Source organism: Stenotrophomonas koreensis (assembly GCF_001431525.1).
Taxonomy (GTDB): Bacteria; Pseudomonadota; Gammaproteobacteria; order Xanthomonadales; family Xanthomonadaceae; genus Stenotrophomonas; species Stenotrophomonas koreensis.
In genome coordinates this window covers 216560-237317 of the sequence record NZ_LDJH01000006.1, presented here as the reverse complement: position 1 = coordinate 237317, position 20758 = coordinate 216560, and the positions used below count along the sequence as shown (strand labels likewise).

18 protein-coding genes are annotated in these 20758 nt (G+C 67.9%); 6 read left to right on the top strand and 12 right to left on the bottom strand.

Going from position 1 to position 20758, the window contains the following annotated elements; translation table 11 throughout:
* Positions 1-92 precede the first annotated feature (92 nt).
* The 8 genes from ABB25_RS03580 to prmB all read right to left on the bottom strand — a co-directional run bounded on the left by ABB25_RS03580 (position 93) and on the right by prmB (position 9631).
* Positions 93-2060: a flotillin family protein gene (locus ABB25_RS03580; protein WP_057663828.1), complete on the bottom strand. Its 1968-nt coding sequence runs from the start codon at positions 2058-2060 to the stop codon at positions 93-95.
* A complete protein-coding gene (locus ABB25_RS03575) occupies positions 2060-2740 on the bottom strand; it encodes a hypothetical protein (RefSeq protein WP_057663826.1) in 681 nt (226 codons plus the stop codon). The genes ABB25_RS03580 and ABB25_RS03575 overlap by 1 nt, the downstream gene beginning before the upstream one ends.
* Before the next feature lie 148 nt (positions 2741-2888).
* Complete coding sequence (locus ABB25_RS03570; RefSeq protein ID WP_057663823.1) at positions 2889-3545, bottom strand: phosphoribosylanthranilate isomerase; 657 nt, start codon at positions 3543-3545, stop codon at positions 2889-2891.
* On the bottom strand, positions 3542-4327 hold the full coding sequence (gene truA / locus ABB25_RS03565) for a tRNA pseudouridine(38-40) synthase TruA (protein WP_057663820.1): 786 nt from the start codon (positions 4325-4327) through the stop codon (positions 3542-3544). The genes ABB25_RS03570 and truA overlap by 4 nt, the downstream gene beginning before the upstream one ends.
* A 29-nt stretch (positions 4328-4356) precedes the next feature.
* On the bottom strand, positions 4357-6252 hold the full coding sequence (locus ABB25_RS03560) for a FimV/HubP family polar landmark protein (RefSeq protein WP_338062028.1): 1896 nt from the start codon (positions 6250-6252) through the stop codon (positions 4357-4359).
* A gap of 141 nt (positions 6253-6393) precedes the next feature.
* Entirely contained in the window at positions 6394-7419 is a 1026-nt protein-coding gene (locus ABB25_RS03555) for an aspartate-semialdehyde dehydrogenase (RefSeq protein WP_057663813.1), read from the bottom strand.
* A gap of 185 nt (positions 7420-7604) precedes the next feature.
* Positions 7605-8708, bottom strand: coding sequence for a chorismate synthase (gene aroC, locus ABB25_RS03550; RefSeq protein WP_057663812.1), 1104 nt, complete (start codon positions 8706-8708; stop codon positions 7605-7607).
* Complete coding sequence (prmB, locus tag ABB25_RS03545) at positions 8705-9631, bottom strand: 50S ribosomal protein L3 N(5)-glutamine methyltransferase (protein WP_057663809.1); 927 nt, start codon at positions 9629-9631, stop codon at positions 8705-8707. The genes aroC and prmB overlap by 4 nt, the downstream gene beginning before the upstream one ends.
* An 85-nt stretch (positions 9632-9716) precedes the next feature.
* Between prmB and ABB25_RS03540 the strand changes: the two genes are divergently transcribed.
* From ABB25_RS03540 to ABB25_RS03530, 3 genes are all read left to right on the top strand, one after another.
* Positions 9717-10367 (top strand): SCO family protein, encoded by a 651-nt coding sequence (locus tag ABB25_RS03540; protein WP_057663806.1) that lies wholly within the window; start codon positions 9717-9719, stop codon positions 10365-10367.
* Positions 10364-11209, top strand: a complete 846-nt coding sequence (gene asd / locus ABB25_RS03535) for an archaetidylserine decarboxylase (protein ID WP_057663803.1) — start codon at positions 10364-10366, stop codon at positions 11207-11209. Before ABB25_RS03540 ends, asd begins: the two co-directional genes overlap by 4 nt.
* A gap of 111 nt (positions 11210-11320) precedes the next feature.
* The gene (locus ABB25_RS03530) at positions 11321-12385 is read left to right on the top strand and encodes a lipid A deacylase LpxR family protein (RefSeq protein WP_057663800.1); all 1065 of its coding nucleotides are present in this window, start codon (positions 11321-11323) and stop codon (positions 12383-12385) included.
* 142 nt (positions 12386-12527) lie between these two features.
* On the opposite strand, the gene ABB25_RS03525 is transcribed toward ABB25_RS03530, so the two are convergent.
* Together ABB25_RS03525 and ABB25_RS03520 are read right to left on the bottom strand one after the other, a co-directional pair.
* Entirely contained in the window at positions 12528-13004 is a 477-nt protein-coding gene (locus ABB25_RS03525; RefSeq protein ID WP_211259281.1) for a YcxB family protein, read from the bottom strand.
* 180 nt (positions 13005-13184) lie between these two features.
* Positions 13185-14762, bottom strand: coding sequence for a transglycosylase SLT domain-containing protein (locus tag ABB25_RS03520; RefSeq protein ID WP_057663794.1), 1578 nt, complete (start codon positions 14760-14762; stop codon positions 13185-13187).
* A gap of 123 nt (positions 14763-14885) precedes the next feature.
* Here ABB25_RS03520 and ABB25_RS03515 point away from each other — a divergent pair, with 123 nt between their 5' ends.
* From ABB25_RS03515 to greB, 3 genes are all read left to right on the top strand, one after another.
* The gene (locus ABB25_RS03515; RefSeq protein WP_057663790.1) at positions 14886-16442 is read left to right on the top strand and encodes a helicase HerA-like domain-containing protein; all 1557 of its coding nucleotides are present in this window, start codon (positions 14886-14888) and stop codon (positions 16440-16442) included.
* A 63-nt stretch (positions 16443-16505) separates the two neighbouring features.
* On the top strand, positions 16506-17786 hold the full coding sequence (locus ABB25_RS03510) for a DUF4013 domain-containing protein (protein WP_057663787.1): 1281 nt from the start codon (positions 16506-16508) through the stop codon (positions 17784-17786).
* A 76-nt stretch (positions 17787-17862) separates the two neighbouring features.
* Entirely contained in the window at positions 17863-18366 is a 504-nt protein-coding gene (gene greB / locus ABB25_RS03505) for a transcription elongation factor GreB (RefSeq protein ID WP_057663784.1), read from the top strand.
* Positions 18367-18375: 9 nt separating this feature from the next.
* Here greB and ABB25_RS03500 read toward each other — a convergent pair whose 3' ends face one another.
* Both ABB25_RS03500 and rimO read right to left on the bottom strand, forming a co-directional pair.
* A complete protein-coding gene (locus ABB25_RS03500; RefSeq protein WP_057663782.1) occupies positions 18376-19200 on the bottom strand; it encodes a DUF3025 domain-containing protein in 825 nt (274 codons plus the stop codon).
* A 142-nt stretch (positions 19201-19342) separates the two neighbouring features.
* Positions 19343-20710: a 30S ribosomal protein S12 methylthiotransferase RimO gene (gene rimO / locus ABB25_RS03495; protein ID WP_057663778.1), complete on the bottom strand. Its 1368-nt coding sequence runs from the start codon at positions 20708-20710 to the stop codon at positions 19343-19345.
* Between the last annotated feature and the right edge of the window lie 48 nt (positions 20711-20758).

Below are 20758 nucleotides of genomic sequence, written 5' to 3'. Positions count from 1 at the left end.
GCTTCCTGCCTTGCACGCCTTGTCGGCGCCCCTCCGCCCGTACCGGGAAACCGGCATGGCCAATGCTGGCCATGCCGCTCTCAGCACTCCGTTCAGTCCGCCTTTTCCAGGTCCAGCGCCTGCGGCCGCGCCACGCCCAGGTAGCGCTGCATCAGGTCCTGCACGATCGGGCTCTTGTCGACCAGGCCTTCAATCGACTTGCCCAGCGATACCGCCTTGATCAGGTTCTCGAACATGCCGCCATCGCCGCCGACCAGGTCGATATCGGCATTGCGCAGTGCGGTGGCGATGACCTCGGCGTTTTCCCTGGACACTTCCTTGCCGGCATCGATCGAGGCCAGTGCCTGCTTCAGGCTGGTATCGAGCATCATCCGGAATTCCTCATGCCCACGTGCCTTGTCGCTCAGCGCATCGATGGCCTGGAACTTGCGGGTCAGGCCTTCGGCCTCGGCAAACAGACGCTTTTCCACCACCGTCGCCTCGGCGCTGCCGATCGATTCGGCCGCCGCCGCCTTCGCACGCCCCATTGCCTCCTCGCCCTGCGCCTTGGCCTGCAGGGTCTGCGCCAGCACCTGGGCATCGGCATGGCCCTGCTTGAGGTTGGCATCGGCCTTGGCCTCGATCACCCGCGCCTCGGCAATGCCGACCTTCTCGATCGACAGCGCGCCGGCCTCACGTACCTGCGCATCGGCCAGCCCCGGGGCGGCACGTTCGGCGCGGATACCCTCGGCGAGCAGCTTCTTGGCTTCGGCCTGCTTGCCGGAAGCCTCGAACTCGGCCTGGGCCAGGGTGGTGATTTCCACCGCCTTGTGCCGGGCCGAGGCCTCGCGGGCCTGTGCTTCCTTGATCTCGCGCACCAGCAGTTCCTGGGCCTTGGCCTCCGCTTCCAGAATGGTCACCTGCTTGAGGCGGTCGGCCTCGGAAACCTGGCGCACTTCCTTGATCCGCTCTTCCTCCATGGCCACGGTCTTGTCGATGGCAATCCGCTCGCGGGTGATGTTGGCCACATCCATCCGCCCCTGCTCGACCACCTTGTCGCGCTCCACCCCCTGCAGCTGCACTTCGCGTTCGGTGGTGACCTGCTCCAGCTGGCGGGCGCGTGCCACCCGCTCGGCCTCGATGGCCACCGCGCGCTGACGGTTCTGCTCGGCCACTTCCACTTCACGCAGGCGGTTCTGGTCGCGGATCTCGATCAGCTGCTGGGCTTCGATGCGTGCGTTCTCGGCCAGCAGGCGCTGCTCCTCCTGCACCTTGAGCGTCTCGGCCTCTTCGCGCGCACGCACGGTCTCCACCTCGCGGCGCTGGCGGGCCTCGGCCTCGGCCTGCTGCCGCTCCAGCGCCAGCAGCGCCTCGCGGGCCTCGACGTTCTTCTTGCTGATGGCCAGCTTCTCGTTCTGCTCCAGCTCGTTGGTGATCACGTTCTGGCGTGCGGTCAGCTCGGTGATCTTGCGGATGCCTTCGGCATCGAGAATGTTGCTCTGGTCCAGCAGCGCCTTCGGGGTCTGCTCCAGGTAGTCGATGGCCACGTCCTCCAGCACATAGCCATTGAGGTCGTTGCCGATCACCTTGATGATTTCATCGCGGAATTCCTGGCGCTTTTCGAACAGCTCGGTGAACTCGAACTTCTTGCCGACCGTCTTCAGCGCCTCGGAGAACTTGGCATTGAACAGCTCATCGACCGCATGCTTGTCCGAAGCACGGTCCGCGCCGATGGCCTTGGCCACGCGCAGTACGTCCTCCTGGGTTTCATTGACCCGCAGGTAGAAGGCCACGGCAATGTCGGCACGCATGTTGTCGCGACAGATCAGCCCTTCCTTGCCGCGACGATCAATCTGCAGGGTGATCAGGCTGATGCGCATCAGCTCGGCGCGGTACAGCACCGGGATGATCAGGGCGCCGGTGAAATGCACCTTCGGCGTGGCGCTCATGTCGTTGACGATCAGCGCCACGCCCTGGTCCACCTTGCGGTAGAACGCCTTGAACAGGCCGGCAAGACCGACCAGGACCACCAGCAAACCACCGACACCGATCACAAACGGTGCATACACAGCCATGCTCATCAACTGCTCTCCTTGTCGCCAGATTCAAATAAAGACCTTGATGCCGATGCCGGTTCCAACGCATCAGCGGGCACTACGTGATAGCAATACGCCTGCCGGTCGTACTCCACCAGCAACACTGCCTGGCCGCGCAGCAGGGTCGTTCCCTGTGCACTGCGCACCTGGAGCAACAGGCCGGCGCCGCCGTCGGCGAGCATTGCCCGGCCCTGCTGGGCGGTGACCTCGGGCGAGCTGACCACGGCCACGCGCCCGAGCAGGGACCGCTGTGCCGCCGGGCGCAGGCGCAGCAGCAGCAGGCGCAGCGGACGCAGGACCACCGCCGTGGGAAAGGCCGCCAGCAGCGGAGCCAGCAGCAGCGCCGCGCTTCCCAGCAGCCAGCGCAGCAGATCCGGCAGCGGCTGCAGCACCAGCAGCTGCAGCAGGTAGACCAGGGTCCAGGCAAAGAAGGTCAACAGACTCAGCACCAGCATCAACGGTGCGCCGCCCAGACCGAAGCGGGCCAGCATCGCAGCCAGGCCATGGGTACCGGCATCGAGCTCCAGGCCATCGCCAGCCTCCAGGCCCAGGCCATCACCCAGCAGGCCGCCAGCCACCAGCAGCCAGTACAGCAGGCACACGGTCAGCACGATGCTCAGCGGCAACGTTGGATACGCCAGCACGACCTGCAGGAAAAGCTGCATACAACCTCCTTGTGACCCCGGTGATCCCCCCTGGCCAGCGGTGCTGGCAGGTCAGCCCTGCCTTATCCCGGCAATGCAGCGGACGATCATAGAGCAACTGCCACCGCCGTATCGCCCGGCGGCGACAGAACTGTGCGCCAGTGCAACCCTAGCCCTGGCAGGCCAGTTGCTGGTCGGCCAGGCGTACCTGTTCGACGAAGGCGCGCATCTTCTGGCCATCCTTGATCCCCGGCGCGGCCTCGATGCCACTGGAAACATCCACCCCCCAGGGACGGGTGCGCATGATTGCCTCGGCGACGTTGTCCGGGCCGATGCCACCGGCCAGCAGGAACGGACGGTGCAACCCCTCGGGCACCTGGTCCCAGTCAAAGGCCTGGCCGCTGCCACCACTGCCGCCGGGCGCATGGCTGTCCAGCAGCAGGCCACTGGCCGAGGGGAAACGCTGCAGCAGGTCACACGCCTGCACGCGGTGGCCGCCCCCCATCGCCACTGCCTTGAGCCACGGCCACTGGAAGCTGGCGCAGAACGCCTCCTCTTCCTCGCCATGGAACTGCAGCAGGCTCGGCCGCACAAGGCGCAGCACCTGGCGCACTTGTTCAGCGCTGTTGTTGCGGAACAGCGCCACCACATCCACCAGCGGCGGCACCGCCGCACGCAGTCCCTGCGCCTGGGCCAGGCTGAGCTGGCGCTTGCTTCCCGAGGCAAAGATCAGGCCGATCGCATCCACCCCCAGCTCGGCAGCCAGGCGCACGTCACCGGCGCGGGTCATGCCACAGAACTTGATCCGGGTCCGGGTGAGGCTCATGGCTGCAGCGCCGGGTCGGTCACTTCGTCGGGCAACTGCCACAGCGCCGGATACAGCGGGCCGACAAACACCAGCCCGGCCGACGGCGCGGTCGGGCCGGCCTTGTTGCGGTCACGTCCGGCCAGCAGTTCGGCCATCCATTCGCGCGGACGCTCGCCACTGCCGACCAGGCACAGCGAACCGACCAAGTTGCGCACCATGTGGTGCAGGAAGGCATTGGCCTGTACCTGCAGCTCGACCACCTCACCATCGCGATGCACGCTGATCGCCTGCAGGTTGCGGCGCGCATGCGTGGCCTGGCATTCGGCCGAGCGGAAGGCGGAAAAATCGTTTTCGCCCAGCAGCGCCTGCGCCGCCTCGTGCATTGCCTGTGCATCCAGCGGCCGGCGCTCCCAGCTCAGCAACTGACGGCCCAGGGCCGGACGTACTGCGCGGTTGAGGATGCGGTAGCGGTAGCGCCGCGCCCGCGCCGAAAAGCGCGCATGGAAATCGGCACTGACCGGCTGGCACCAGCGCACCGCCACTTCCGGCGGCAGCCGGGTGGTCGTGCCCAGGGTCCAGGCACGCGGGTCGCGCACGGCCTCGGTATCAAAATGCACCACCTGGCACTGGCCGTGGACACCGGCATCGGTGCGCCCGGCGCACATCACGCTCACCGGGACATCGGCCACCGAGGACAGCGCCTGCTCCAGTGCCGCCTGCACGCTCGGGCCACCCTCGCCCAGAAACTGCCAACCCTTGAAGGCGCTGCCGTCGTATTCGATTCCTGCCGCGTAACGCATCAGCAACGTCCCTTGAAAACCGCCGGGACTCAGCCCAGACGCCCCAGCAATTCCACCGCCTGATCGCGCGCGGCACCGTCACCGGCGGCGGCCACTTCTTCCAGCAGGGTGCGCGCGGTATCGGCATCGCCCAGGTCCAGATAGGCAATGGCCAGTTCCAGGCGCTCGCGACTGCCGGGCACCGGCAAGCCGGCAGGCGGGGACTGCCCGTCGCCCTGCGCCGGCAGCAGCCTGTCATCTGCCAGCGTGGCATCGGTCATCGGCAGCTCGCGCTCGTTGGCCGGCAGCTGGAACGGATCAAACACCACATCAGGCCGCAGCGGCGGATTGACCGGTTGATTGACCGGCGGCTTGGCCGCCAGGTCCTCAGTGACATCGGCAGGGGACGGCAAATCCGTGTCCGGGACTTCCGGCCCGGCAACCGCCACGTCCTGTGCCGGCAACGGCAAGACCTGCAGCGGCGCAGCAGCCGCTGGCATCGCCGGGGCATCATCGATCTGCGCTGCCTGCGGCGGCTCCGGAGTGCTCGCCGGCTGCCCGGATGTTGCCTGCAGGGCGGAAATCAGCTGTTCGGCATCCACCCGCTCAGGCGCAGCATCGGCCACTGCAGGCTGATCCAGCGGCTGCTCGGCGGCGGCGCTGGCCGACAAGGGCGGCAACGCGCGCGGTTTGCGCCGGCGTGCCAGCCACGCGGCAAAGGCGGCACCGAGCAGCAGCAGGCCGCCGCCCCAGATCCACGCCGCAGCCCCTCCTGCCTCGGACGGGCTCTGGGCATTGCTGTCGGCCACCTGCTTCTGTGCGGCGGCCATTTCATTGTCCTTGAGCGCGATCAACGCCGACTGCTGCTCACGCAGCTTTTCCAGTTCGGCCACGCGCTCGCGCAGCTCGGCCAACTCGGCATCCCGGGTGGCCAGATCTTCGCGGGCCTGACGCAATTGCTCACTCACCAGCATGTCTCCCTGGGCACCGGCTTCGGTGCCCGATACGCTCGCCGTAGCGGCTTCATCCACGGCCACGGCCGGGGCGATTTCAAGACGGGCACCACTGGACTGGACGGCCGCAACGGGCGCCGCGGCCGGCGTTGCCGGTGCGGTTGCCGGCGGGGCCACCGCGGGCTGCGGCAGCGGACGCCGGGCCTGCTGCCACTGGCCGGTCTGTTCGCGCACGATCGCCCGCGCCTGCGCTGCGCCGACACCGGCCAGGGCCTGGGCATCGGGCAGTTGCAGCTGTGCACCACTGCGCAGGCGGTGGATGTTGCCGCCGATGAATGCCTGCGGGTTGGCCTGCAGCAGGGCCACCATGGCCTGCTCCAGATTGGCCTGGCTGCCACGCGCAACGTCGCTGGCGATCTGCGACAGGGTCTGCCCGGCCTGCACGGCGATCACCCCGCTGGGCGGCAATGCCGGTGCGGCGACCGCCGCCGGGCGCGGCGCGGCGGCCACTGTGGGCGTGGGCGCAGCAGCCGGCGCGGGTGCCGGTGGCATCGGCGCAAGGGCAACGGGGGCAGCCGCCCCGGGTTCGCGCACGATGGTGTTGGAAGGCGCCAGGCTCGGCGCCTGGATCTGCGGTGCCTGGATCGCTGCGGCGGTATGCGGACGGTCCACCAGTGCCGAATACTCGCGCACCAGCCTGCCGCGGCCCCAGTCGACCTCGATCAGGAAGCTCACCACCGGCACATCGACCGGCGTGGCGCTGCGCACGCGGATCACCGCCCGCCCCTGCGCATCCTGGGCAAAATCAAACTGCAGCGCGCTGATCAACCCGGAAGGACGCTCCAGGCCGACGCGGGCAAAGGTGGCCGGCGAGGCCAACGCGACCTTTGCCGCTTCCAGCTCGCCCGGATCGGCACTGACCACCGGAATTTCGGCCAGCAAGGGCTGGCCCGGCTGGGACAATACGCGGATGTCACCCAGGCCCAAGGCCATTGCGGCATTGGAACCCAGCGCCAGAACCAGCGCGATCGCGCCTTGAAGCGGGCGCCTTGCGCCCCGTGCCCGTTTATTCATCGCACAAATATACCCAGCAACCGGCGTCAGGCATACGCCCGCGCCGGTGCCGGCATCCCTTCAGGCCTGGGCAGCGACCAGTTCGGCCAGCTGCACCGCGTTGAGCGCCGCACCCTTGCGGATGTTGTCGGCCACCACCCACAAAGCGATGCCACGCGGATGGGAGATGTCCTCGCGCAGGCGGCCCACATACACCGGGTCGTTGCCCGAGGCATGGGTCACCGGGGTCGGGTAGCCACCGGCAGTGCGCTCATCGACCACTTCCACCCCCGGCGCTGCGCCCAGCAGCTCGCGCACGCGCTCGATGCTGATCTTGTCGCGGGTCTCCAGGTGCACGGCCTCGGCATGGCCGTAGAACACCGGCACCCGCACCGCGGTCGGGTTGACCTGGATGCTGTCATCGCCAAGGATCTTGCGCGTCTCCCAGACCAGCTTCATCTCTTCCTTGGTGTAGCCGTTGTCCTGGAAGGCATCGATGTGCGGGATCAGGTTGAAGGCGATCTGCACCGGGAACTTCTTCGGCTCGGCCGACTGGAATGCCAGCAGCTGCGCGGTCTGCTTGCCCAGCTCTTCCATACCGCTCTGGCCGGCGCCGGACACCGACTGGTAGGTAGCGATGTTGACCCGGGTGATGCCGGCGGCGCGGTGGATCGGCGCCAGCACCGGCATCAGCTGCATGGTCGAGCAGTTCGGGTTGGCGATGATCCCGCGCGGGCGGTTGGCAATCGCCTCCGGGTTGACTTCCGACACCACCAGCGGCACGTCGTCCTCGTAACGGAAGGCCGAGGAGTTGTCGATCACCACCGCACCGGCGGCGGCAAACTTCGGCGCGTATTCCAGCGATATGTCACCGCCGGCCGAAAACAGCGCGATGTCCACACCGGCCGGGTCAAACGTGGCCAGGTCCTGCACCGTGACCTTGTCGCCATTGAACTCGATGCTGTTGCCGGCCGATCGGGCCGAAGCCAGCACGCTCAGCTTGCCGACCGGAAAGCCGCGCTCGGCCAGGATGGCCAGCATGGTCTGGCCAACGGCGCCGGTGGCGCCGACAACGGCAACGTGGAACTGACGGGATGCATTGCTCATGGGGGAACACTCGAAAAGGGGGGAGAGGAAGAAGGCGCAACAGGAACCGGGTTGGAGGGAGCCGCCACACGACCTGCACAACGGCCCCCTATCGTTTGTAGCCCGGCAACGGCCCCGCAACGGATACGCACAGCGGTTTGACCGGCATGGCAGCCGGCAGCAAGGCGTTGGCCGGGGCCAGCGCCTCAGCCATCGATGCTGCCCGGAATCTGCGGCGACACCGCTGCCACATCGCCACACTGGGCACGGTGGCGCAGCGCCTGGTCCATCAGCACCAGGGCCACCATCGCCTCGGCGATCGGGGTGGCGCGGATGCCCACGCAGGGGTCATGTCGGCCGGTGGTCACCACCTGCACCGGGTTGCCATCCACATCCACGCTGTCGCCGGGCAGGCGCAGGCTGGAGGTCGGCTTGAGCACCAGCGAGACCCGGATCGGCTGACCGGTGGCGATGCCACCGAGGATGCCGCCGGCATGGTTGGAGGCAAAGCCCGCCGGGGTGATCAGGTCACGGTGCTCGCTGCCGAGCTGGGCGGCCGACTCGAAGCCGTCACCGATCTCCACGCCCTTGACCGCATTGATGCTCATCAGCGCGCTGGCCAGCTCGGCCGAGAGCTTGCCGTAGACCGGCTCACCCCAGCCGGCCGGTACGCCTTCGGCAACCACGTCCACCCGCGCACCGACCGAATCGCCGGACTTGCGCAGCGCATCCATGTAGGCCTCCAGCGCCGGCACCTGGGCCGCGTCCGGCCAGAAGAACGGGTTGTCCTCCACCGCCGACCAGTCAAACCCGGCCGGGCGGTGCTCGCCCAGCTGGGACAGGTGGCCGCGCACGGTGACCCCGTAGCGCTGGGCCAGCCATTTCTTGGCGATCACCCCGGCCGCCACCCGCATGGTGGTCTCACGGGCCGAGGAACGGCCGCCACCGCGCGGGTCACGGATGCCGTACTTGTGCCAGTAGGCGTAGTCGGCATGGCCCGGGCGGAACTGCGCGGTGATGTTGCTGTAGTCCTTGCTGCGCTGGTCGGTGTTGCGGATCAGCAGCGCGATCGGGGTGCCGGTGGTCAGGCCCTCGTACACCCCGGACAGGATTTCCACCTCGTCGGCCTCACGGCGCTGGGAGGTGTGGCGCGAGCGCCCGGTGGCGCGGCGCTGCAGATCAAGGGTGAACTCCTCCGGGCTGATCGCCAGCCCCGGGGGGCAACCATCGATCACGCAGCCAATGGCCGGACCGTGGGATTCACCAAAGGTGGTGACGGTAAGCAGCTTGCCGAAGGAGTTGGCGCTCATCGAGCAGCCGCCAGTTCGGCAATGCGCGCGTGATGACGGCGCAGTTCGGCAGCCTCGACGGCGAAGATGCCCATCTGCCCGACCTTGAACTCGATCCAGGCCAGGTCCAGCTCGGGCAGCAGCGCATTGACGTGCTGCTCCGAATCGCCGACCTCGCAGATCAGCAGGCCGTCCTCGCTCAGATGCTCCGGCGCATCGCGCAGGATCTTCAGCACCAGGTCCAGGCCGTCGTCACCGGCACGCAGGGCCAGCTCCGGCTCATGGCGGTATTCGTCCGGCAGCTCGTCGGTTTCCTGGTTGGTCACGTACGGCGGGTTGGTGACGATCAGCTCGTAGACCCGGCCCTTGAGCCCCTCGAACAGGTCGGACTTGAGGATCTGGACGTTGTGCGCCAGCAGGCGCTCGCGGTTCTCGTGGGCCAGGCTCAGTGCGGCATCGTTGATGTCGCTGCCGTCGACCTGCCAGTTCGGGTAGTAATGGCCCATCGCGATGGCAATGCAGCCCGAGCCGGTGCACAGGTCCAGCGCGCGGGTGACCTCGCGCCCGGCCAGCCACGGCTCGAAACCGTTCAGGATCAGCTCGGCGATCGGCGAGCGCGGCACCAGCGCACGCGCATCGCTGATGAAGTTCAGGCCGGCAAACCAGGCCTCGCCGTTGAGGTAGGCCGCCGGTACGCGCTCGCTGATGCGGCGCTGAAACAGGCCCAGGATGTGCGCCTTTTCCTCCTCCAGCACACGCGCCGCGCCATAGGCCGGGCCCAGGTCCGGCGGCAGGTGCAACGCATGCAGTACCAGGCTGGTGGCTTCGTCCAGCGCATTGTCGTAACTGTGGCCGAAGGTCAGCCCGGCAGCATTGAAACGGCTGGCGCCGTAGCGGATCAGGTCGATGATCGTGTGGAGTTGCGCGGCCACTTGGCTGGTCATGTCGGTACGTCACAAGCAATAAGACCGCCGATTATAGGGGCCGCCCCGGTATATTGAGCGCTTCGTTGCACAGGAAACCGCCCCCATGTTCAACCGCAATTCGATCATCATCCTGGCCGTGGCCGTGGCCGCCGGGTTGGGGCTGGTGGCCGGCAACCAGCTGTTCAACCGGCCCGCCGGCGAACATGCTGGCAACATTTCCAGCATCACCTGGTACAACAGCCCGCGCGAACTGCCCGATTTCAACCTGGCCCAGTCCGATGGCACCCGGTTGATACCCGGCGAGCTGCGTGGCCACTGGACGCTGGTGTTCCTGGGCTTCACCAGCTGCCCGGATGTCTGCCCGACCACGCTGCTGGAACTGGCCGCCGCGCAGCAGCAATGGCGCACCCTGCCCGACTCCACCCGGCCACGCCTGCTGCTGGTTTCCGTCGACCCGCAGCGCGATACGCCGGCACGGCTGGGCGAATACGCCCATGCCTTCCATGCCGACACCCTGGCCGCCACCGGCGAGCTGCCGGCACTGGAAAAATTCGCCACCTCGCTGGGCATGGTGTTTGCCAGGGCCGAGGGCGAGAACTTTGCCAACAACCCGGATGACTACAGCGTCGACCACTCGGCCAGCCTGGCCGTGCTGGACCCGCAGGGCCGGCTGGCCGGCCTGATCCGCCCGCCCTTCAACGCCTCGGCCATTGCCGCCGACCTGACCGAACTGACCCGGAAGACCGCCCCATGAGTCTGGTAACTGCCCTGACCTACGCCCTGCCGCACCGCCTGCTGTCCTCCTGGGCACGGCGCCTGGCGTATTCGACCGACCCGAGGATGTCCCAGCTGCTGATCGGCACGGTGATCGAGAAGTTCGGCGTCAACATGGACGAGGCCGCCAACCCGGACCCGGCCAGCTACCCCAGCTTCAATGCCTTCTTCACCCGTGCCCTGAAGGCCGGCGCACGCACGCCGGACGCGGACCGCAAGGCGCTGTTGATGCCGGCCGATGGCCACATCAGCCAGCTCGGCCCGATCGAGCACGGCCGCATCTTCCAGGCCAAGGGCCAGTCCTTCACCGCGGCCGAGCTGCTCGGCGATGCCGACGATGCCAAGCCGTTCAACGATGGCCTGTTCGCGACAATCTACCTGTCCCCGCGTGACTACCACCGCGTGCACATGCCGGTACGCGCCACCCTGCGCGAGACCGTGCACGTGCCCGGCCGCCTGTTCAGCGTCGGCACCGATGCGGTGGCCAACGTGCCGCGGCTGTTCGCCCGCAACGAACGCCTGGTCTGCCATTTCGATACCGACTTCGGCCCGATGGTGCAGGTGATGGTCGGCGCCCTGCTGGTGTCCGGGGTGGAAACGGTGTGGAGCGGCGAGGAGATCCCGGCCTACGGCGACAGGGTGACCCGCAAGGACTGGCGTGGCCAGGGCATCACCCTGGAACGGTTTGCCGAGATGGCCCGCTTCAACTACGGCTCCACCGTGATCGTGCTGCTGCCGCGCGGCGTGGCCGAGCTCAACCCGCAGCTGGCGGCCGAAAGCCCGGTACGCCTGGGGCAGAAACTGGCCACGCTGACCGGCTGACACGGGCGCCGCATGCCGTTTTCAGAACAGTCCGGTACGACCAGCCCGGTGGCTGGCCGGGCAGCGGGCAGGTAGGGTAGCGCCTGCCCTGCCACCGGATTGCCTGCTGCCATGCGTCAACGACTTGTTCCCCTCGGGTTGCTCGGCCTGTTGAGCGTGCTGGGGGCACCGGCAGCGGCCAGCACCGCGACATACTGCCCGGATGATTCCCTGCGTGCCCATCCGCCGCAGGTCAATTTCCGCGTCGACAACGACCTGTTCGGCGGCAAGGCCCAGGACCAGGGCTACAGCAACGGCGCCCAGCTGACCCTGGTCTCGCCCAACCTGCTCGATTACACCGACGACCCGTGCCTGCCGAAGCCGGCGCGCTGGATCAACCGCCATCTGGAGCAGTTGCACGCTGGCCGGTTTGACCAGCAGAACATGCTCTTCAGCCTGGCCCAGCGCATCTACACCCCGAAGGATTCGGCGCGCCAGGACCTGATCGAGCAGGACCGCCCGTATGCCGGCGTGCTGATCGGCAGCTTTGGCTACAACGCCCGCCGCGACAACCACCTGCAGACCACCCAGCTCACCCTCGGCGTGGTCGGCCCCTGGGCCCAGGGCAAGCAGGTGCAGGGCGCGGTGCATGACCTGCTCGGCGGCGACCGCTTCCAGGGCTGGGACAACCAGCTGCACAACGAGCCGGTGCTCATGCTCACCCACGAGCGCATGCAGCGCTGGCCGGCCGATGACAGCCACCGCGCCACCGGCTGGGGCTGGGATGCGATCAGCCACTACGGCGGCGCACTGGGCAACCTGTCCACCCGCGCCAACGCCGGTGCCGAACTGCGCGTTGGCTGGAAGCTGCCCGACGACTTCGGCAGCACCCCGCTGCGGCCGGCCGGCGAGAACACCGCGCCCACCCGTGGCGGCCGCACCGCTGGCTGGTCCTGGCATGCGTTCATGACCGCCAATGCCGCCTGGGTGGTGCGCGACATCACCCTGGATGGCAACACCTGGCGCAACAGCCACCGGGTGGACAAGCGCCACGCGGTGGCGCTGGGCGGCTACGGCCTGGCGGTGATGAAGGATCGCTGGAAATTCGCCCTGGCCCGCTACCACAGCACCCGCGAATTCGACGGCCAGCGCCAGCCACCGGTGTTTGGCAGCTTCACCATCAGCCGCGCCCTGTAGCCCCTCGCCTCTGCTGCCTGGAGCAGGCCGCCCGGTTCCAGGGTTAACGGAAGCCGGAACCGAGCGCATGCCGACAGCCAGCATCGGCCAGCGGTCAACCGGTGATCATGTTCTTAGGCCACGCACACGGCACCCTGCCCGCTCAGCCAGGCACCATCGGGGCACTGACGATGGCTGCTGCTGACGTTCGGGCATAGACCTGGAACATCTGCATCAGCTCCCCCTGCTGTTCGCTGGAAAGACCCCGGAACGGCAGCAGCAACCAGCTCTGCGTCCCCCTGACCAGATAGCCGTGCGCCGTTTCAGAGATCTGCATGACCTCCGCCCAGGCAATGAAGGTCACTCCGCGCCGGGAACGCCGTCGCAGCCCGGCCACGTCGATATGGAAATGGCTGCTGCCGGCCTGCCAGGCCCTGATGGAAAAAACGCCGGTGGCAAACAGCGACAACAGCGCCAGACAGCAGCCACGCCGCCAGCTGCCCGCCGCGGCCAGCGCCGGCGATGCCTGCGCCTGCAGGCGGACGACTTCCAGGTACTCCCCCAACCGATAACGCACACGAAACCTGACCACGGTCAACTGATTCATTGGCTCCCCCCAAGGCGTTTGTTCCCCCGGCATCCATTGCCGGATTGATTGCCCGATCCCCACCGGACAACTGTGACGCGGATCAAATATAGGGGAAAACCGTGAACAAATCGCTGCAACCGCCAGCGCCCGTGCCGGGAAATGAAAAACCGCCCGGTTGGGCGGTCCTGGGTGCAAGCGGCTGGCCGGCATCGCAGCGACGGCCTGGCCGGATCAGCGCGCGCGGCAGCCCTCCAGGCTGAGCTTCTGCCCGGGACGCAGCGCATAGGCCGGGGCACGCAGGTTGTTGGCGCGGGCCAGCTGGCCGACCGAACACGCGTAGCGGCGGGCGATCGAACTCAAGGTGTCGCCACGGGCCACGGTGTGGCTGCGCGGCGTGCTGCGTGCCGGTGCCGCCGCCGGCGGGGCCACCACCGGCGCCGCGTCCTGGGCATTGCTGATGTCACCCACCGCCACGCTGGCATGCAGGGCATTGGCCTGCGGGCGGATGATCGCGGCGTTGACATCGGCGGTGATCAGCGCCCGCGCCAGGTCCGCACGCGGGCCGGAGACACAGTAGCGGTTGTACAGGCCGGCAATCCGGGTGGTGGCATTGATCGTGGTACCGGCGGGAATCCAGCCATCGGCCTGGTAACGCGGGTTCATGTTGCGCAGCACGCGCATGTAGCCATCGCGGGTGTTGTTGCTGCCCAGGCAGATGGTCAGCTCGTAGATGGTGGTGGACTTGGCCAGCTTGATCGTCGTCGGCTGGGCATTGACCCGCGGAAACTCCACTCCGTACTGCTGCGGGTGCAGGAAGATCCAGGCCGCGGCGATCACCATCGGCACGTAGTCACGGGTCTCGGCCGGGAATTCATTGTAGGACCACTGGCTCCAGAAGCTCTGCCCGCCGGACTGCCGGTACACGCGCGCGGCGCGGCCCTCGCCGCCGTTGTAGGCCGCCAGCGCCATTTCGATGTTGCGGTTCAACGGCCCCATCCTCTCGTTGATGTAGGCGGCGCTGGCCTCGGCGGCGCTGCGCGCGTCATAGCGGGTATCAAACCCGGTGCCATCCGGGCCCAGGCCGAAACGCCGCCCGGTGGCCGGCATGAACTGCATCAGCCCGGCCGCACCGGCGCGCGAGGTCGCATGCACCCGGCCGTTGGACTCCTTGGCCATGATCCCGAACAGCAACGCCTCGGGCAGGCCACGCTTTTCCCATTCAGGCCACATCACCGCACGCAGGTTCATGTAGTTTTCGTAGCTGGTCAGCAGCGCCGGACGCATGTCGGTGAGCCAGCGGCGGATGCCGGCCTGCACCGCAGGGTTGTACTCGACCATCTCGTCAAACGCATGCCGGTGGTCGTTGAGCAGCTGCGCCGCGCGCGCCGCTTCGGGTACATCGGCCACCAGCGGGGCGACATGATCCGGGTCGGCCAGTACCGGGCCACTGGAAATGCCCAGCTCGTCCTCGCTGGTGGTGCCATCGACCTGCCCCTTGAGCAGGCGCTTGTAGCTGGCCAGCAGGCCGCCGAGCTGGCAACCGCGCTGGTTCACGCACTCGGCCAGCACATCCTCCATGTCCTCCAGCGCGGCATCGGCTTCGCCCCCGCCCTTCGGGTCGGCTGCCTCCACCAGTGCCAGGGCCGCGACATACCGCTGTTCTGCCTGCGTCATCCGGGTCTGCAGCGCGGTGATCTTCTCGCGGTCGCGCGCCGATACGCGCTGGGCGTGTGCCTCGGGCACCGGCATCAACAACCCGGCGGCCAGCAACAGTGACAGCGGACGGAGCACGACAGAAAACTTGGACATGGCAGGCACTTGCAACGGGCAGGCAGGCAGGGTAGCGGCGGCGGGCGGCAGCCACAAGCCGCCAGACAAGCCGGACGGACGCTGGCTAGAATGCCTGCAGTAACCATTCATCAAGGCACCGCCATGGATCCGATCCTGCTCGGCAAGGGCATCACCGACAACATCCCGGTTCACCTGTTGCCGCGCTTCGGCAACCGCCATGGGCTGATCGCCGGGGCCACCGGTACTGGCAAGACCGTGACCCTGATGACCCTGGCCGAGAACTTCTCGCGCATCGGCGTGCCGGTATTCATGGCCGATGCCAAGGGCGATGTCGCCGGCCTGGCCATGCCCGGGCAGATCAACGAGAAGCTGGCCGCGCGCGCGGCGCAGATCGGCGTGGATGGCTACAGTGCGGCCGGCAACCCGACAATTTTCTGGGACCTGTACGGCCAGCAAGGCCACCCGGTACGCACCACGGTCAGTGAAATGGGCCCGACCCTGCTGGCGCGCATCCTGGAACTCAACGACACCCAGGCCGGGGTGCTGGACATCGTCTTCAAGCTGGCCGACGACCGTGGCCTGCTGTTGCTGGATCTGGATGACCTCAGGGCGCTGTTGAACCTGGTGGCCGAGGAGCGCAAGACCGTCAGCACCGAGTACGGGCTGGTCAGCGCGCCTTCCATCGGTGCGATCCAGCGTGCACTGCTGCGGCTGCAGGCCGATGGCGGCGAGCAGTTCTTCGGCGAGCCGGCGCTGGCGCTGGCCGACCTGATGCGGGTGGACCACCAGGGCCGCGGGATGATCTCGATCCTGGCCGCCGACCAGCTGATCCTCAAGCCACGGCTGTATTCCACCTTCCTGCTCTGGCTGCTCTCCGAGCTGTTTGAAACCCTGCCTGAAGTGGGCGACCTGGAAAAACCGAAACTGGTGTTTTTCTTCGACGAGGCCCACCTGCTGTTCAACGATGCCCCGGCCGCGTTGCAGCAGCGCATCGAACAGGTGGTGCGGCTGATCCGCTCCAAGGGTGTGGGTATCTACTTCTGCTCGCAGCTGCCCGATGACGTGCCCGACAACGTGCTCGGCCAGCTCGGCAACCGCGTGCAGCATGCCCTGCGTGCGTTTACCCCACGCGACCAGAAGGCGGTACGTGCAGCGGCCGAAACCTTTGTTCCCAACCCGAAGCTGGACGTGCGTGCCACCCTGACCGCGATGGGCACCGGCATCGCCCTGGTCTCGACCCTGCAGGACAAGGGCGTGCCGGCGCCGGTGCAGGAGACGATGATTGCGCCGCCACGCTGCCGGATGGGCGCCATCACCGAGGCCGAACGCGCGCAGGTGCGCGCGACCAGCCCGGTCGGTGCGCAGTACGACACCGCGATCAACCGTGAATCGGCCGAGGAGATCCTCGCCGCCCGCGCCCAGCAGCTGGCCGCGCAGGCCAATGCGCCGGAGGCCAGGAACGGTGAAGGTGGCCTTGGCCAGTCGATCCGTGAGTTCATGTTCGGCAACGGTCGCCGCCAGGGCGTGGTCGAGTCGGTGGCCAAGCAGACCACCCGCAACGTCGGTGCGCAGATCGGGCGCAACATCGGCGGGACAATCGGCGAATCGGTGATGGGCAAGACCGGCAAGAAATTCGGCGCACAGATCGGCAACCAGATCGTGCGCGGCATTCTCGGCGGCATCTTCGGCCGCCGCTGAGCCTGCGCCGGCCAACTGTCGGCCCGACGCTTCCACCGACCGCCCCTGCACGCAAGGAACGCCATGCAGCACCACCGCTCCGCCCATTCCACGCCCCCGCGCGAGCTGCCGTTCTGGGAACAGCTGCCGCAGGTACTGCTCTACCCCCTGCACGCCTCGGTACTGCTGGCCAGCAGCGCGCTGGCGCTGTTTTCACTGCTGGCCGCCCTGCCCGGCCTGGTCGGAACAATCATGCTCGGCATCACCTGGCTGGCGACCTATGGTTACGGCTTTGAAGTCCTGCGCCGCGCCGCGCACGGCAACCCCGCCCCGCCCGAGCATCCCGGCGAGCTGCTCGATGGCGGCGTGCTGCGGCTGGTGGCCTTGATGGCCCTGTGCCTGGCCTCGGTGGTGTGGTGTGGGCAACTGTTCGGTCCCTGGGCCACGCTGGCCCTGATCGTTGTGCTGTTCGTGCTGCACCCGGTGTGGCTGATCTCGCTGGCGCTGGACGGCAGCCTGCGCCAGGCGCTCAACCCGGCCACCGCCGTGTTCACCCTGCAACGCATTGCCGGCCCGTATGCGGTCGCGCTGCTGATGATCGCCGTACTGCAACTGGCCGCCCTGATGCTGTTCGGCCTGGCCCACCGCGGGCTGCCGGCGGCACTGGCCTGGCCGCTGTCCACCTTCGGCTATGCCATGGCCCTGTTCACCAGTTTCCGCCTGCTCGGGGTGATGGTGCACAGCTACCGCCACGCCCTCGGCTTCCAGGCCCAGGGGGCACCGGCCGAGCAGCGCCTGCCCTCACCCGGCGAACGGGCCGACCAGGCGCTGCTGGCCCGGGTCGAACGGCTGCAGCACGACGGCCGCGAGCAGACCGCGCGCCTGCTGCTGGAGCAGGCCGTGCGCACCGCCGCAGTCGGCGAGGAGGTACACGCCCGGCTGCACGCCCTGCTGGCCGAGGCACCGCTGGCGCAGCGCCAGGCCCATGCCGGCCAGTGGCTGCTGCACCGGCTGCAGCAGGGCCAGACCAGCCAGGCGCTGGCACTGTGGCGCAGCGCGCTGGCCGAGGATCCCGGCTTCACCCCGGCGCTGGCCGATACCGGCGAGCAGCTGGTACACGCAGCGCTGGCGCGCAGCCAACGCCAACTGGCCCATGACGGCCTGCGCGCACTGCTGCAACGCTGGCCGCAGTCGCCGCGCCTGGCCGGCTGGGCCCTGCAGGCCGCCCTGCTCACCGCCGACCTGCACGGCGATGCCGACGGCGCCCGCCAGCTGATCGCCCAGGGCCTGGCCAGCGCGCCGGAGCCGGAGCTGAGCCGGCGCCTGCAGGCGGCCCTGGCCACCCTGCCACCGGCCACGTCCTGAAAGCCACACCCGGGCCACAAGGCCTGGGGCAGCGGCTATCCTTGCTCCCCCTTCTTTTGCTGGAAACGCACCACCGATGAGCCGTTGGCGCCCGCCGGGCGAGAAAAGCACCGCCCTGATCACCCGTGCCGGGCATGACCGGCTCAAGGCCGAGCTGGATGAGCTGTGGCGCGTGCGCCGGCCCGAGGTGGTCAAGGCCCTGGCCGATGCCGCCGCGGAAGGCGATCGCTCGGAAAACGCCGAGTACACCTACCGCAAGAAGCAGCTGGGCGAGATCGACCGCCGCGTGCGCTACCTGTCCAAGCGGCTGGAAGTGCTGCGCGTGGTTGAAGGCGCACCGTCCGATCCGCAAGCGGTGTTCTTCGGTGCGACCGTGGTGCTGGAGCGCATCGACGATGGCAGCGAAGTCACCTATCGATTGGTCGGCCCGGACGAGACCGACGCGGCGACCGGCTATATCTCCATTGACTCGCCGCTGGCCCGTGCCCTGCTGAAAAAACGCATCGATGACGAATTCGAGGTCGAGCTGCCCGGCGGGCGCACCGGCTTTGTGGTGGTGGATGTCAGCTACGACGGCTGAGTCGCCGACTCAAGCCTGCGCCCGCAGCGGGGGCGGATAGACCCGCCCTGCACGCCGCGGCCGGAAATAATCGGCATCGGCGTAAAAACCGCTGTCCTGTTGCCGATGCCAGCCGACAATGCCGGCCAGCGGCAACGGTCGCAATTCGGCCGCCTGCTGCAGCACACGCCCTTCGCTGATGGCCTGCACCACCTGGGTAATCGCGGCCGCATCGTCACTGGCGACCACCACCAGCGCCTTGCCGACGATCCGTCGTCCAGGCAACAGACATTGCTCCAGCAAGGCATGCCCGACGCTGGCGGCAACCGCCATCTCGCCACGCTGCCAGGCAGCGGCCTGGTCGACAAACAGCGTGCGCCAGTCATGCGCATCCCAGGCGGCCAGCAAGGCCCGGTCGCGCACCCGCACCACCAGCCCGCTCTCGTCGAACTGGGTCAGCGCCTGCTGGGCCCGATTGCGCTGGCGTGTGCCAACCTCGGCGATGGCCGCGCACTGGCGCGCATTGAGCGCCCGCTTGATCGCCGGGTAACGCGCCCAGACCAAGGCATTGAAGAAGTCGTGCCAGTTCGCTTCGCGGGTGGCGATTGCTCCGGCGGCGATGCGCTGCTCGTAATGCAGCCCGTCGGCCAGCAGCGCCTCGTCCTGCCGCACAAACCACTTGCCAGCCACCGCCACGGCAGCATTGAGGGCGGCCATGTCCGGCCATTGCAGCGCTTCCAGCAGCGCGCGCCAGCACCCGAACGGGGCCAGCAGTGGATGATCGAAGCACTCCGCTTCCACCTCACCACGCAACGGTGGCACGAAGCGACGCGGCGCACTGCCCTGCCCGCTCATGCAAGCACTCCGTTGGCAAGCACTCCTGTTGCACGCACGACAGGTGCAGCGCCTTCGGCAGCCGACACGCAGGCAACACCACCCCCAACGCAACAGGGCGGCACCTGGCCGCCCTGTCGGTTCACCGGGACAGCCGCCCGGCTCACAGCACCTTGAGGTTGAACGCCGGGCCGGTGGGCTGCTCGGCGGCGATAGCATCACCGAACAGGTCGTGCTCATCGCAGTCGGTGATTTCCACATCCACGAACTGGCCCACGCGCAGACCGGCCTCGGCACCGTTCTGGATGTGCACCAGGCCATCGATTTCCGGCGCATCGGCCTTGGAACGGGCCACGGCAATGCCGTCCTCGATCGCATCGACCAGGCACTGCTGCACGGTGCCGACCTTGGCTTCCAGCTTGGCGGCCGAGATCTCGGCCTGCACTTCCATGAAGCGGGCCAGACGCTCCTGCTTCACTTCTTCGGGCAGCTGGTCCGGCAGCGCATTGGCGGTGGCGCCTTCCACCGGCGAATAGGCAAACGCGCCGACGCGGTCGAGCTGGGCGGTCTTCAGGAAGGCCAGCAGGTCTTCGAACTCGGCCTCGGTCTCGCCAGGGAAGCCGACGATGAAGGTCGAACGCACAGTGATGTCCGGGCAGATCTCGCGCCAGCGCAGCACCCGCTCCAGGGTCTTGTCCACCGCACCCGGGCGCTTCATCAACTTGAGGATGCGCGGGGAGGCGTGCTGGAACGGGATGTCCAGGTAGGGAAGGATCTTGCCTTCGGCCATCAGCGGCACCACGTCGTCCACGTGCGGGTACGGGTAGACGTAGTGCAGGCGGGTCCAGGCATCCAGCTCGCCCAGGCCTTCGCACAGCGCCTTCATCCGGGTGGCATATTCCTTGCCGCGCCAGGTGCCGGGGGCGTACTTGCGGTCCACGCCGTAGGCCGAGGTGTCCTGGGAGACGACCAGCAGCTCGCGCACACCGCCCTTGACCAGGCGCTCGGCCTCGCGCAGCACCTCATCGACCGGGCGGCTGACCAGGTCGCCACGCATCGAGGGGATGATGCAGAAACTGCAGCGGTGGTTGCAGCCTTCGGAAATCTTCAGGTAGGCGTAATGACGCGGGGTCAGCTTGATGCCGTAATCCGGCACCAGGTCCACGAAGGGGTCGTGCTTTGGCGGGATGGCCGCGTGCACCGCCTCCATCACCGTGGTGTAGTCCTGCGGGCCGGACACCGACAGCACGTTCGGGTAGTGCTCGCGGATCATCTCCGACTTCTTGCCCAGGCAGCCGGTGACGATCACCTTGCCGTTCTCGTTCATCGCCTCGCCGATGGCGTCCAGCGACTCCACCACGGCCGACTCGATGAAACCGCAGGTGTTGACCACCACCACGTCAGCGGCGTCATACGACGGCACGATGCTGTAACCCTCCACCCGCAGCTGGGTGAGGATGCGTTCGGAATCGACCAGCGCCTTGGGACAGCCAAGGGAAACGAATCCGACCTTGGGATTGGATTGGGACATGGGGCTCTACACAATCAGCGCGCGCGGCCGGGATGGCCGCAGCGCAAA